16 protein-coding genes are annotated in these 13,131 nt (G+C 63.5%); 10 read left to right on the top strand and 6 right to left on the bottom strand.

Annotated elements, in window-relative coordinates; translation table 11 throughout:
* Nucleotides 1-60 precede the first annotated feature (60 nt).
* A complete protein-coding gene (locus ABVK50_RS14020; RefSeq protein WP_353646947.1) occupies nucleotides 61-474 on the bottom strand; it encodes a hypothetical protein in 414 nt (137 codons plus the stop codon).
* 122 nt (nucleotides 475-596) lie between these two features.
* A complete protein-coding gene (locus ABVK50_RS14015) occupies nucleotides 597-1,313 on the bottom strand; it encodes a DUF2259 domain-containing protein (RefSeq protein ID WP_353640985.1) in 717 nt (238 codons plus the stop codon).
* 133 nt (nucleotides 1,314-1,446) lie between these two features.
* On the opposite strand from ABVK50_RS14015, the gene ABVK50_RS14010 reads away from it, so the two are divergent.
* A complete protein-coding gene (locus ABVK50_RS14010) occupies nucleotides 1,447-1,686 on the top strand; it encodes a DUF2171 domain-containing protein (protein ID WP_353640986.1) in 240 nt (79 codons plus the stop codon).
* Between the two features lie 18 nt (nucleotides 1,687-1,704).
* Here ABVK50_RS14010 and ABVK50_RS14005 read toward each other — a convergent pair whose 3' ends face one another.
* Together ABVK50_RS14005 and ABVK50_RS14000 are read right to left on the bottom strand one after the other, a co-directional pair.
* Nucleotides 1,705-2,709 carry a P1 family peptidase gene (locus tag ABVK50_RS14005; RefSeq protein WP_353640987.1) on the bottom strand — a complete coding sequence of 335 codons (1,005 nt, stop codon included), beginning with the start codon at nucleotides 2,707-2,709 and terminating at the stop codon, nucleotides 1,705-1,707.
* Nucleotides 2,709-3,767 carry a branched-chain amino acid ABC transporter substrate-binding protein gene (locus tag ABVK50_RS14000; protein ID WP_353645937.1) on the bottom strand — a complete coding sequence of 353 codons (1,059 nt, stop codon included), beginning with the start codon at nucleotides 3,765-3,767 and terminating at the stop codon, nucleotides 2,709-2,711. Before ABVK50_RS14000 ends, ABVK50_RS14005 begins: the two co-directional genes overlap by 1 nt.
* A gap of 180 nt (nucleotides 3,768-3,947) precedes the next feature.
* Here ABVK50_RS14000 and ABVK50_RS13995 point away from each other — a divergent pair, with 180 nt between their 5' ends.
* The 7 genes from ABVK50_RS13995 to ABVK50_RS13965 all read left to right on the top strand — a co-directional run bounded on the left by ABVK50_RS13995 (nucleotide 3,948) and on the right by ABVK50_RS13965 (nucleotide 10,314).
* Nucleotides 3,948-4,442: a flavin reductase gene (locus ABVK50_RS13995; protein ID WP_353640988.1), complete on the top strand. Its 495-nt coding sequence runs from the start codon at nucleotides 3,948-3,950 to the stop codon at nucleotides 4,440-4,442.
* Between the two features lie 42 nt (nucleotides 4,443-4,484).
* Nucleotides 4,485-5,414, top strand: a complete 930-nt coding sequence (locus ABVK50_RS13990) for a MoxR family ATPase (protein WP_353640989.1) — start codon at nucleotides 4,485-4,487, stop codon at nucleotides 5,412-5,414.
* On the top strand, nucleotides 5,415-6,695 hold the full coding sequence (locus ABVK50_RS13985; RefSeq protein ID WP_353640990.1) for a VWA domain-containing protein: 1,281 nt from the start codon (nucleotides 5,415-5,417) through the stop codon (nucleotides 6,693-6,695).
* Nucleotides 6,692-7,030 carry an XdhC family protein gene (locus ABVK50_RS13980; RefSeq protein ID WP_353640991.1) on the top strand — a complete coding sequence of 113 codons (339 nt, stop codon included), beginning with the start codon at nucleotides 6,692-6,694 and terminating at the stop codon, nucleotides 7,028-7,030. The genes ABVK50_RS13985 and ABVK50_RS13980 overlap by 4 nt, the downstream gene beginning before the upstream one ends.
* 5 nt (nucleotides 7,031-7,035) lie before the next feature.
* On the top strand, nucleotides 7,036-7,746 hold the full coding sequence (locus ABVK50_RS13975) for an XdhC family protein (RefSeq protein ID WP_353640992.1): 711 nt from the start codon (nucleotides 7,036-7,038) through the stop codon (nucleotides 7,744-7,746).
* Entirely contained in the window at nucleotides 7,743-9,353 is a 1,611-nt protein-coding gene (locus tag ABVK50_RS13970) for a molybdopterin-binding/glycosyltransferase family 2 protein (protein WP_353640993.1), read from the top strand. The genes ABVK50_RS13975 and ABVK50_RS13970 overlap by 4 nt, the downstream gene beginning before the upstream one ends.
* A 115-nt stretch (nucleotides 9,354-9,468) precedes the next feature.
* A complete protein-coding gene (locus ABVK50_RS13965; protein ID WP_353645938.1) occupies nucleotides 9,469-10,314 on the top strand; it encodes an alpha/beta hydrolase in 846 nt (281 codons plus the stop codon).
* 14 nt (nucleotides 10,315-10,328) lie between these two features.
* Here the strand turns inward: ABVK50_RS13965 and ABVK50_RS13960 are convergent, their stop codons facing one another.
* Both ABVK50_RS13960 and ABVK50_RS13955 read right to left on the bottom strand, forming a co-directional pair.
* Nucleotides 10,329-10,676, bottom strand: a complete 348-nt coding sequence (locus ABVK50_RS13960; protein ID WP_008836569.1) for a GFA family protein — start codon at nucleotides 10,674-10,676, stop codon at nucleotides 10,329-10,331.
* 51 nt (nucleotides 10,677-10,727) lie between these two features.
* Nucleotides 10,728-11,777 (bottom strand): DUF1176 domain-containing protein, encoded by a 1,050-nt coding sequence (locus ABVK50_RS13955; RefSeq protein ID WP_353640994.1) that lies wholly within the window; start codon nucleotides 11,775-11,777, stop codon nucleotides 10,728-10,730.
* A gap of 121 nt (nucleotides 11,778-11,898) precedes the next feature.
* Here ABVK50_RS13955 and ABVK50_RS13950 point away from each other — a divergent pair, with 121 nt between their 5' ends.
* Nucleotides 11,899-12,405, top strand: a complete 507-nt coding sequence (locus tag ABVK50_RS13950; protein ID WP_353640995.1) for a DUF1993 domain-containing protein — start codon at nucleotides 11,899-11,901, stop codon at nucleotides 12,403-12,405.
* A gap of 259 nt (nucleotides 12,406-12,664) precedes the next feature.
* A complete protein-coding gene (locus ABVK50_RS13945) occupies nucleotides 12,665-13,021 on the top strand; it encodes a hypothetical protein (protein WP_353640996.1) in 357 nt (118 codons plus the stop codon).
* Nucleotides 13,022-13,131 lie beyond the last annotated feature (110 nt).

Genomic DNA, 13,131 nt, shown 5'->3' with positions numbered 1-13,131 from the left:
CTGGGTCCAGTTCTGTTGAAGGCAAATCCTGCCGCCTCCTAACAGAGGTGGCCGGAATGCTCAACGTGAACGGCGCGCAAACCAGAAGGCGGCGGCGAACAGCGCCAAGAAACCGAACGGGAAGAACAGCCGCACCCCGAGCACCAAGAACTGATAGAGCGCCGCCAGCGTCGTGAAGACCAGCTGGAACGTCCAGGTAATGGAGAAAATGTCCGCATGCCATGCGGAATAGTACGAGCGGTATTGGATGGCGTAGACGACGGCGGTCACCGCCACGGTAGCGGCGGCGAAGCAGAGAAACGCTGCCGCGAAGGAGGCCTCGACGCGCCGCCCTTCCGACAGAAACCGGGCAAGGAAGAGCCCCAACGGGAACGCAAGCGCACCACCAGCCGCAAACAATACGGCCACGAATTGAAGTTTGGCCGGGGTTTCCCACGCAGCCAGAAGGAGATTGGCGTAGGCGCCGGCGCCCATCGCCAGCCCCCACAGCGCCGCCCCGGCTAGAGCAGTGCCGATAGAAGGCACAGCGCGGCGCAGTCGCGCCGAAAACGCGCTGCTTTCACGGCGGCCGTGGGCAGCGCTGTCGACCGGCAGGATCACCACCGCCCCGTGACCGCGATCCAGCGGAAATCCGGGCCCTCGAAGCCGTACGAGTGCACCGAGATGACCACGGCATAGGCTGACTGCCCACCTGCGTGGTAGAATGTCTGCACCGCGCCGATGCCGTAACCATGGGGGCAGCCGCGACTCTGCGGGATCGACTTGTCCTCGTGCAGGACTTGTGTACGGCCGCCCTCCGAAGCACCTATGCGCAGCAGGCGGAAACCGTTGATCTCGCCATGGTTTTGGCATCGCTCGGTGTTATTGAGCGGGACATTTTCGAGCCGGAACTCCAGTGGATGGTCGACCGGATAGAAGATTGGCCGGGGATTTACCAGCATCCGGTGGGGGTCGGCCGACAGTTCGGTAACGGTATTGAAGCCGGCGGTGAAGCCGCGGTTTGCCTCCAGGACCGATTGAGGAACAACCTTTTCTCCACGCTCGCGCGCCTGTCCACGAGCCTTTTCCACTGTGGCGGTCTCGTCTTCAAGGCGCACCCTGATCGGCGTTCCAGGCAGGAATTCGTCGCTATCGACATCGATGTAATAGCGGTTGGAGTAAGGGAAGCCGGATCCGTCGAGTACGCCATATTCCTCGAAAGCAAAAACCGAGCCGTCTTCGCTGAAGCCCAGTATTTCCAGCTCCGCAACATCGCCTGCCAGCGAAGTGTGCGTGGCCGTCAGAAAAACAAGCAGGGCTAGAACGGTTCGCATAGTTTCTCCGCAGGCCGTCGGGATCGACCGAATATCGCGCGCGAACCCTAACGTCGCGTTCACAGCGGGAACCGATGCATCCAATCCTGCCGCCGATCGTTAGGGCGTCAGGTCAGAAGCAAGGAGGCAGACAATGGCCGACATGAGCGGCATTCGCGAGCATATGGAAGTGATCGGCGCCGATGGCGTCCATATCGGCACGGTCGACAAGGTGGAGGGGCAGCGCATCAAGCTGACCCGCAAGGACAGCGGCGAGGGCTCCCATCGAGGGCATCACCACTTCATACCGGCCAGCCTCATCGCCGAGGTGGAAGGCGACAAGGTGCGGCTGTCGGCCAATTCCAACGTCGCCGTCACCTTCGAGGAAGAATAGCAGCCTGTGTAGCTCCGCTCAGGAGCGGGAGGACCATACCGGCACCAGGTCGTTTTCGGCGGGCGTCGCGGCATAGACCGCCCGGGCGATGGCGCGTGCCATCGTCGCGCCCGCCGCCGCATACATGTCGATGGCGTCGTTCGGCTCAAGCGTCTTGCCACTCCTTCCCGTCGCCAGAGCAAAGACCAGGTCGCCGTCGGCTGGGGTATGCGTCGGCCATATCGCCCTGACGAAGCCGTCATGAGCGGCGATAGCAAGCCGTTTTGCGCCGGCACTGGTCAGGACCGCATCGGTCGCGATCACTGCGATCGTGGTATTGCCGCCGACGGCCCCGTCGCGGAACTTAAGCGCTATCTTCCGCGCATCCTGGGGCATCGGCGAGGGATAGCCGAGCCCGCCAAACTCGTCGCCGATTTCGAAGGGGGCCGCCCAAAAATGGTGACTCTGGCCAACAGTGACGGAACCGGTAGGGTTGGCCGCGACCAGCGCGCCGATGGTGATCCCGCTGTCGAGCACAGTCGAAGCAGAGCCGAGGCCGCCCTTCAGACCGGCCGCGAGCGCGCCGGTTCCGGCTCCGGCCGTGCCGAGCGCAAAGTCGCGGCTTGTCGCCTGCATCGCCTCATAGCCGAGCTCCCGGTATGGCGGATAGCGGCCCCATTCCTTGTCGCCGCCATTGAAAAGGTCGAACAAAATGGCCGCCGGCACGATCGGCACGCGCTGTCCGCGCACCTCCAGGCCGATGCCCTTTTCACGTAACGCCGCCTGGACGCCGGAGGCGGCGTCGAGTCCGAACGCCGATCCGCCCGACAATACCAGCGCATGCACTTTCTCAACCGCATTGTGCGGTTCGAGGAGATCTGTCTCGCGAGTGCCCGGCGCGCCGCCCAGCACCTGCACGCCGGCCACCGTCGGCTCCTCGCAGACCACTACTGTGACGCCCGATTTCAGTCGCGCGTCGTCGGCATTGCCGACCAAAACGCCGGCGACATCGGTGATCAGATTGCGCGGCCCGTGGTGGAACATCACTCGTCTCCCAATGGAACGAAGCGCTCACCGCCATAGCGGAAGGCGCGATAGGGATTGTCGGCGAGGTCGCCTTTGTCGTCGAAACGGACAGGTCCGATCGCCGTCTTGAATTCCCCCTCTGCAAGGATATCTCCCGGCGTTTTGCCGGTGGCGTCGGCATCAGCAAGGGCTGCGCGGGCGATTTCGACCGCCGCGAATGCAGGCAGAACGTAGCCGTCGGGGGCGGTCTGGCGCTCCCTGAGTACCGCGAGCGATTCCTTGCTGGCGATTTCGGACCATTCGGGCAGGCCGATCATCAGCGTTCCTTCGGCCAGCGGAACGTCGCCCGGAGCGGCGCGCAGCGCTTCACCGCCGGCAAAGATGATGTCAGCGTCGACAGCCGCGGCATCGCGCGCCATGATCGCGACATCCTCGCGGTCGCCGCCGACGAAGACATGCGTGGCGCCGGCTCTGCGAAGGCGCCCGACGAGGCCGACCTGGTTGTCCATCTGCGGCCGGAAATTGTCGACGAATACCGGCTTGAGCGCGGCCTGTTCGGCGGCGGCGCGCACGCTTTCGGCAAGCTCGCGGCCATAGATCGTGCCGTCATCGATGATGGCGAAAAGCTTATCGCGCCAGAGCTTCGGCAGGATTGCAGCGACCGCGGCGTTCTCACCGTCGGCGCGCGGTCCGAGCCTGAAAACCGGCCAGCCGGTCTTTTCGCGGCGGTCTGTTAGGCTGTCGGTCCTGACGCCAACGGTGATGACCGGAATGCCTGCCTCTTTCAGAATTGGCAGCGCCGCCTCGATCGCTTCCGTGCACAAGAAGCCGACAACGACCCGCACCTTCGCCTCGACGAACTGCCGCGCGGCTTCCGCTCCGCCTGCTGCCGTGCAGGCGTCGTCGGCGATTTCAAGCGTTGCCGTTCCGGCCGCGGCGGAGGCGCCTTCCAGGACCTGCGCTCCCAGTATGGCGGAAGACCCGCTGAGCGGCGCGGAAACTCCGATCGCAAGCGGCTCGGCGCTCGCCGTGCCCGAAAGCAGCATCCCCGCCGACACCGTGATCGCAAATCGCAGGCGAGCCAATTTTCCTCCAGGCGCCGGTAGCCGGCCAACGGCGTCATCTGCGGCCAAGACCTAATCGCTGGCCCTGCGTCGTGCAACACGCCAAATCGCGGCAGGCGCTTGCCGGCTTCGCTTGTGACGCGCGCTTCATGGCCATATATAGCGGGCAACGCAAATCACGGGAAATCGCAGGTGCTGAAGAAAACCGACATCGAGCCGCAGGCCTATCGCGACGCGATGGCGAATTTCGCCGGCGCAGTGCATGTGGTAACGACCGCCGGCCCGGCCGGAAAGCGAGGCGCTACCGTAATCGCCACCTGCTCGGTTTCGGACATGCCGCCGACGGTGCTGGTGTGCGTCAACCGTGAAAATCCCAAGAACGAAGCCTTCCTGAAGAACGGCAATTTCGCGCTGAACACGCTCCGCGCGGACCAGCAGCCGCTGGCGGTTGCATTTTCGGGCCTCAGCGGTCTGCCGCCCCAGGAGCGCTTCGACCTGGCGCGTTGGGATACGATCGCATCGGGCGCACCGACGCTGGTGGACGCGCTCGCCGTGTTCGACTGCGAACTGGTCGACACCAAGGATCACGCCACCCACCGAGTGCTTTTCGGCAAGGTGACAGGGTTGCGCATCGGCGATACGCTCGAACCGCTGATCTATTTCAACAGGGGATACCGCATGCTCTAGGGTTTGAACCCGGAGCCGCCCCCTTGCATTTCCGGAGGTCGAATGAGCGAGTTGCAACCGCGTCCCGCGCCGCAGACGATCGACGAGACGCTCGATATGCTGGCCGGCGCGGATTATGTCGCCGACCGTTCGCTGGCGACTGTCCTGTTCCTCTCGCTGCGCATGAAGCGGCCGCTCTTCCTGGAAGGCGAGGCCGGCGTCGGCAAGACCGAGATCGCCAAGGTTCTGGCCCAGGCGCTGGGCCGCAAGCTGATCCGCCTGCAATGCTACGAGGGGCTGGACGTCTCCTCGGCGGTCTATGAATGGAACTATGCGGCCCAGATGATCGAGATCCGCATGGAAGAGGCGGCAGGCTCGGTCGTGCGGTCCGACATGGAGCGCAACGTCTTCTCCGAGAAATATTTGATCCGCCGGCCTGTTCTGGAAGCGCTGACCGGAGCCGAGGGCGCCGCTCCGGTATTCCTCATCGATGAACTCGACCGCACCGACGAGGCCTTCGAGGCCTTCCTGCTTGAAATTCTTTCGGATTACCAAGTGACGGTGCCGGAACTCGGCACGATCAAAGCCGAAGAGCCGCCGATCGTCATCATAACCACCAACCGGACGCGCGAGATCCACGACGCACTGAAGCGCCGCTGCCTCTATCACTGGGTTGACTATCCCGACGCAGAACGAGAGCTGGAGATCGTGCGGCGCAAGGTGCCGCAAGCCAACCAGCGGCTCTCGGCGGAAGTTGTCCGCTTCATCCAGAAGCTGCGCGAGATCGATCTGTTCAAGGTGCCGGGCGTTGCCGAGACCATCGACTGGGCCGGCGCCCTCACAGAACTCGACAAGATCGCGCTCGATCCGGAGACCGTCTCCGATACGATCGGCGTTCTCTTGAAATACCAGGACGATATAGCCCGTATCGAACAGGGCGAGGGCCGCCGTCTTCTCCACGAAGTGAAGGCGGAGCTCTCGGCGGCGGAGTAGATGGCAAGCTTCTCCTCAGTTCCAAACTCGGCAAAGCCGGAAGGGCGCATCGCCGACAATATCGTGTATTTCGCCCGCACCTTGCGCAAGGCCGGTATGCGGGTCGGCCCGGCTTCGGTGAAGGATGCGATCGAGGCGGTGCTGGTAGCGGGCATCGGAACCCGCGAGGATTTCTACTGGACGCTGCATGCCGTCCTCGTCACCCGCCACGAGGATCACGCCATATTCGACGAGGCGTTCCGGCTGTTCTGGAAATCTCGCGAACTGATCGAGAAGATGCTGGCGATGTTTTCGCCGGTAGCGCCCGATCATCGCGAGCGGGAAAAACCGCGCGCCGCCGAAAGTCGCGTCAGCGAGGCTATGTTCGAAGGCCACCGCAAGAACCAGCTGCCGCGCGAGATTCCCGAGATCGAGGTCGACGCCCGCTTCACCTTCTCCGGCAACGAGGTTTTGCGCGGCAAGGACTTCGCCCAGATGAGCGCAGCCGAGATTGGCGACGCCAAGCGCGCTATATCGGCGCTCACGCTGCCTTTCGACATGGTGGCAACGCGCCGCTTCAAGCTCGACCAGCGCGGCAGCATCATCGATCCGCGCGCCATGATGCGTTCGGCCGCGCGCACCGGCGGCACGCTGATCCTGCCCAAATTCCGAACGCGGCGGAAAATCCATCCGCCGCTGGTGGTGCTGGCCGACATTTCCGGTTCCATGAGCCAGTACACGCGGATCTTTCTGCATTTCCTGCATGCACTGACCGAGAAGCGACGGCGCGTGCACACATTCGTGTTCGGCACGCGGCTCACCAACCTGACGCGCCAGATGCGCCACCGCGACCCCGACGAGGCGCTTGCCGAGGCTTCGGCGGCGGTAAAGGACTGGTCGGGCGGCACTCGCATCGGCGACGCTCTGCACGAATTCAATCGGCTGTGGTCGCGCCGCGTGCTGGGGCAGGGGGCGGTGGTGCTGCTCATTACCGACGGGCTCGAGCGCGACGATGTCGCCGGCCTGAGCGAAGAGATGGAGCGACTGAGAAAATCCTGTCGCCGGCTGATCTGGCTGAACCCGCTGTTGCGCTTCGACGGTTTCGAGCCGCGCGCCCGCGGCGTCAGGGCCATGCTGCCGCATGTCGACGAGTTTCGCGCGGTGCACAATCTGAACGCGCTGGCCGACCTTTGCGCCTCGCTGGACAAGGCCTCGAATCGCGACGTCGACCCGCGCCGCTGGACGGCTATTGGCAGGCCGCGCTCGGCGCAACATATTCTGCTCACGGAGGAGCGACCATGAACGAGCGCGCCAATCTGGACGAAAGCCGCGATCCGCTGGCCATAGCCGAAAGCTGGCTGCAGGACGGCAAGGAGGTGGCGATCGCCACCGTGGTCGAGACCTGGGGCTCGGCGCCGCGCCCGGCCGGCAGTCATCTGGTAGTCGATGCTGACGGCAACTTCCAGGGTTCGGTTTCGGGCGGCTGCGTCGAAGGCGCGGTGGTCGCCGAAGCGGCCGATGTGATCGAGACGGGCAAGGCCAGGATGCTCGAATTCGGTGTCGCCGATGAAACCGCCTGGCAGGTCGGCCTGTCCTGCGGCGGGCGCATCAAGGTTTACGTCGAGAAGCTGGGCTGAGCACTATGGATTTCGCCTCCCTGAAACAGTTGAATGAAGCGCGCCGGGCGCGACGCGCGGCGATCCTGGTCACCGATCTTGGCGACGGCGGCGACCGCATCGTGTTGGAGGGCGATGTTGTTGTAGGCGCAATTGGCGAGGCGATCGCCAAAGCGTTCCGCACCGGAGTGTCGGGCTCGGTCGAGGCCGATGGCCGGACATTTTTCCTCAACGCGCATCTGCCGCAGCCGCGCCTGGTGGTGATTGGTGCGGTCCATATCAGCCAGGCCCTGGCGCCGATGGCGCGCGTGGCCGGCTATCCGCTGGAAATCATCGACCCTAGGACGGCGTTCGCCACGAAGGATCGTTTTCCCGACGTGACGCTTCATCCTGAATGGCCGCAGGATGTCATGTCCGCGCGGCCTCTCGACGGTTATACCGCGCTTGCCGCGCTCACTCATGACCCAAAGATCGACGATTTCGCGCTCAAGGCGGCGCTCGATGCCGGCTGCTTCTATGTCGGCGCGCTGGGCAGCCGCAAAACGCACGCGAAGCGGGTCGAGCGCCTGCTGGCCGCAGGTGCGACGGCGGACCAGATCGCGCGCATCCACGCGCCAATCGGCATCGACATCGGCGCGGCCAGCCCTTCGGAAATTGCAGTGGCTGTGCTGGCGCAAGTGATCCAAGCCTTCCGCTCTCGCGGGGCCGCCGCTGGCGCCAAGGGCGAAGCGGCGTGAAGTTCGGCCCTGTCCCAGTCAAGGATGCCGAAGGCGCGGTGCTGGCGCATTCCATCCAGATTGCTGGCCGGCGCTTGCGCAAGGCGCATGTGCTGACGGCGGAGGACATCGCAGCGTTGGGGGCGGCGGACGTCACCGAAGTGGTCGCAGCGGTGCTTGCGCCGGACGATCTCAGCGAGGACGAGGCGGCGGCGGGGGTCGCGGCGGGTATGTCGGCTCGCGGCGTCGAAGTCAGGCCGCCATCCACCGGCCGGGTCAATCTTCATGCGCGCGAAGCAGGCGTCTTCACGGTCGACGCGGCGATGATCGACGCGATCAACGCCGTAGATCCAGCCATCACCATCGCAACGCTGGCGAATTTCGCGGCGGTCGAGCAGGACCAGATGGTCGCGACGGTGAAGATCATCCCCTTTGCGGTCCCAAACGACACGGTCGAGGCTGTGACGGAGCTTTGCCGGCGCGGCGAGATTTTCGCCGTTCATCCTTTCAGCCCAAAGCGGGTCGGCATCGTCCAGACCGTGCTGCCCGGCCTTAAGGATAGCGTGCTCGCTAAGACCACGCGCATCACCGAGGCTCGGCTGGCTCGTTCGCAAAGCCGCGTCGTCGAAGAACTGCGGACGCCGCATGAGGCGGATGCGGTTGCGGCGGCCATCGCGAAACTGGCCGGAAATTGCGATCTACTGGTGGTTTTCGGCGCCTCGGCGGTCTGCGATTTCGACGATGTCATCCCGGCTGCGATCCGCGCCGCTGGCGGCGAGGTGATCCGCACCGGCATGCCTGTCGATCCGGGCAATCTGCTGGTGCTCGGCAGGATCGGCGGCAAGGCCGTGCTTGGCGCGCCGGGCTGCGCCCGCAGCCCCAAGGAAAACGGCTTCGACTGGGTGCTCGACCGCCTCATCGCCGGTCTCGACGTGACGGCGGCGGACATTGCCGGCATGGGCGTCGGCGGGCTTCTGATGGAGATCCCGACGCGGCCACAGCCGCGCGAGGCGCCGGCCGCGCCGGTGGAGCCGAAGGTCGAGATCGTGCTGCTCGCCGCGGGCCGCTCAAGCCGCATGGGCGGTCCGAACAAACTGATGGCGCTGTTCGAGGGGCGGCCGCTGGTTCGCCGCTCGACCGAGCGCACGCTGGCATCGCGGGCAGCGGGTGTGACTGTTGTTACCGGCCACCAAACTGACCGTATTCGCACGGCGCTGTCCGGCCTCGACGTGAGGATCGTCCACAATCCGGATTTCGCCTCGGGCCTTTCCGGCTCGCTGAAACGGGGCGTGGCAAGCCTGCCGGCCGACGCAGCAGGCGCGATGATTGTGCTCGCCGACATGCCGGGCGTCTCAGCCGGCGACCTTGATCATCTGATCGGAGCTTTCGAGAAATCGGGCGGCGCGGCGATCGTCAGGGCTGTACATAATGGCAAGCGCGGCAATCCGGTGATCCTGCCGCGTTCGCTGTTCCATGCCGTTTCGCTGCTTGAGGGCGATACGGGTGCGCGCCATCTGGTCGAGGCGGAAAGCTTGAACGTCGTCGATGTCGAGATCGGCGAGGGCGCAGGCATCGATGTCGACACCAGGGATGCGCTGGAAAACGCCGGTGGCGTACTGCAGGACTGAACCCTGCCGTCAATCCATCTTGCTGTTGACATTGTTTGACGACAAGAATGCGATCGGACCGTCGCATCGAGGAGCAAGTGTGCAAAAATCCCACATCCGGTTTTGCCGCTTTGTCTTGATTCTCCTATTATCCACTCTCCCTTCGGTTGCCTCCGCCGAAACCCTGAAACCCTACAAGGACGAACTGTTCGCCTATCCAGCCATCCTCTCGCGGAACGGCGCCCATACGGTCGTCGACTACAACGAGATGCGCGACATCAATGGTCGCGACCAAATCCCCGAGCGGCGCGCACACAGCAAATACATCTCGACCGGCGTGCGCAAGGCGCAGCAGGATCTGGTGCTGAGGACCGGCGCGGGCAATGTCCGCCATGTTGCGGTCGGAAGGCGCCAGGGCGCGAAATTCATCACCATCTACCTGCACGGGCAGGGGGGCAGTCGAAAGCAAGGCGTCGACGACTTCAGCTTCGGCGGCAACTTCAACCGCATCAAGAATTTGATGGCCCGAAACGACGGGCTTTATCTGTCGCCGGATTTTTCAGATTTCGACGAGAAAGGCGTGGCGGAAATCGAAGCGCTGATCGCCCATTATGTTGGGCAGTCGCCCGGCGCGAAAATATTCGTTGCCTGCGGCTCGATGGGCGGCGCGCTGTGCTGGAGCCTCGCGGGCGACAAGGCGATCGGCCCGCGACTATCCGGTCTGCTGCTGCTCGGCTCGCATTGGTATAACGGCTTTCTCGCCAGCCCCGCTTTTCGCGCCAAAGTGCCGGTGTTCTTCGGTCATGGCAGTCGCGACACGGTCTTTCCGGTCGAGAAACAGGAAGCATTCTTCCGCTCGATTGCAGCGAAATCGCCCGGCTATCCAGTCCGCTTCGTTCGTTTCGAGACCGGGACCCACGGCACCCCGATCCGCATGCTCGACTGGCGCGAAACGCTCAACTGGATGCTTTCCGCCCGGTGAGCCGCTTGTAGCATTCACATCGAGCGGCCGTCGAAATCGATTACCGGCACGGAAGCAAGATCAACGCCTTCAAGGCAGCGTATGTTGATGTAGGCTGAGGGCTCGGCCTCCAAGGCAGCATCCTCGGCGAAGGGATGCATGCCACACGTCCGGCAGAAGCGGTGCTCGATGGCATGTTTGTTGAACACGTAGGTTCCCATGCCGTTTCCGGAACCGGTCAGGCGCAGTTTGTCGCGCGGCACGGCCCACAGCAATGCGCCCTTGCGGGAGCAGATGGAGCAATTGCAAGCCACAGCGGCGGTGAGTTCTCCCTCGACCTCAAAAGCGACTTTGCCGCAGTGACAATTGCCTTTGTAGAGCATGCGTTTTCTCCCTGGATTGATGGAGGTCGGCAAGCGGGCGCATAGGCGGCGCTAAGGTGCGGTGTTGTAGTCGAGCACGGTTTCCGGGTTGATCTCGCCGTCATAGGTGGCATCGACATCGTACTGGACGAGGCTGAATTCGCCATCGCGGAACAGCCAGATCCCGCTGGCCGCCGCGTCGCCAACCCCGCGCCATTTGGTATAAGACGTGATGGTCTTCGTCGATTCATCGTAGAACGAATTGATGAGTTCGCCTTGGCTTCGATAGCCGATGATGTTTATGGCCTCAACTTTTCCTTCGCTGTCGCCGTTTTCGTATTGAATCTGGAGTTCAGGCGTTGCGAAATGGATTTCCCTGACGCCCTGAACTTTGTCGGCCTGATAATAGTAATGGCCTTCATTGTAGGCGCCCAACGAGCAAAAGAAACGGAACAGTCGCGCCTCCTGCTCGTCGCCGTCAGGATAGCCGGTGCTATGGAACTTGATGATGTAGCGCTCGGGTTCGGTGGGTTGTGCATCTCTGCCCGGTGAAGCGCATTCCTCGCCATGGCTGGCCGCGAAGGCCTTCTTTGCCTGTTCGAGTTCGGCGTCACGTTCCGGGGGCGGCGGTCCGTCGCCGCATTTTGCCGGGAGCGCTTCCTCAACTGACTGGTCGGCAGGCTTCAACGCGCCGCGCTCCAGATGCAACCCTGTAAATGGCGGCTCCTGGATCTGCGGATTTATCAGCCGCGCCGTATAGCAGCCGGCGAAAACCCGCTTAGTGTCGTCCGCGCCGGTTGCCGCGATCGCGACGGGGATGTTGAAGTAGGTGCTTCCCGCAGCGCCCTCTACGCTCGCCTCGCCGGTGACGACGCGCACCGATTTCGTGTCCTCGAAGCCTGCGACGAAGCTCTCGAAATCCGCCGACGGCTTGGTCTCGCCGAAATAGCTCCATGCTCGAGAGAATTCGCGGCGGTTGATGGCGTTGTAGAACGAGTTCACGATCGCTTCCGCGTCGGAGCGGTCGTCGAGATAGTCCGGTTCGGCGGCGTGTCCGCCCGATGGCGCGCCGGCGGCTGCGATCGACATCGACATAGCGGCGGCGAGAATCGCTTTTTTCATCGGAATCTCCCTCGATGAGGCAGGCTAGCATGGATTGCGGCGTCGTGATGGCGCTTGAAAGACCTGCTGGCGGATCACTATCTCCGTTCGGGCCATTCCGGCCTGTTCCGAGGGATTTCAGATGACGATTTCGATGTACCAGGCTTCGATTCCGGTTTTGATCAACCGGCTGAAAGCGCTGTCGCAAGTGCTTGCCAAGGCGGAGGAAAACGCCTCGCAACGCAAGATCGACCCAAACGTGTTTCTTTCCGCGCGGCTCGCGCCTGACATGCTCTCGCTGACCCAGCAGATCCAGATTGCGAGCGATAACGCCAAGGGCATTGCCTCTCGCCTGGCTGGTCGTGAGATCCCGAGCTACGAGGACAAAGAAGCGTCCTTTGCCGAGCTTCAGGAGCGGATCGCAAAAACGGTGCGGTATCTCGAAAGCTTCTCGCCCGCCGACATAGACGGTTCCGAGGAAAGGACAGTCGAAATGAGATTGCTGGGCGGCCAGCGGAAGTTTACCGGCCTGCAGTATCTTCTCCAGTTCGGGATGCCGAACTTCTATTTCCACGTCACCACCGCCTACGCCATCCTGCGCCACAACGGCGTACCGCTTGGCAAGCCCGATTTCATCGGTGGGGTCTGACCCGGGCAGGGCGGCCGAGGTTCGCGCCAGTCGCCGCCATGTCCGGTAAATTCGTCCGCATGTTTCGGAGTGATTTTTAACCGGATTCTACTAACGGTGACCGAGACGAAACGGGAAAGGCGAGGAGGCTGTTATCGGAACAGGCGCAAACCGCGACTTCGCTTCGCTGCTTGACGACCTCTTTGTCGCCAAGCCGGCTGTTGACGATACGGCACGGCAGCCGTCGATCCCGTTCGACTATCTGTCGGTCGCCGACGAGTTGCATTCCGGCCGGATCAAGGTTTCGAGCGACGAAGCCGCCGCTGAATATCGCCGGACGAATGAGGAGTTCGAGACGGAACTGGCGGCGCTGCTCAGCCAGGCCGAACCGCTGCTGGCGGGCGACGCTGTTCCCGCTGAAGGCCTGCCTTCCATCGAGCCGGCCGCCATTGCCGTCGAACTTGGCCTCGACGAGGCCAGGGCGGCTGCCGATTTCGGCCGTTTGCGGCGTAGCTTCGCCTTCAAGAACCATCCCGACCGCGTCGCGCCGCATCTGCGCCAGCGCGCCATGGTGCGCATGCAGGTCGCCAATATGCTGATAGACGACGCCAAGCGGCGGGCCGCCGCGAAGCGCTAATCGCGTCAGACGGAGAAGTGTGCATCGCGGGGCCTCTTGGCGTGCAGTCGAGCGGTGGCTATGATGCGCTTCTCACCCCCAGCGCTTTGCCGCCCAAACCATTTTCCTGC

Origin of the sequence: Mesorhizobium sp. WSM2240 (assembly GCF_040438645.1) — a bacterium.
Taxonomy (GTDB): Bacteria; Pseudomonadota; Alphaproteobacteria; order Rhizobiales; family Rhizobiaceae; genus Allomesorhizobium.
This window is presented reverse-complemented; position numbering and strand designations above follow the sequence as displayed.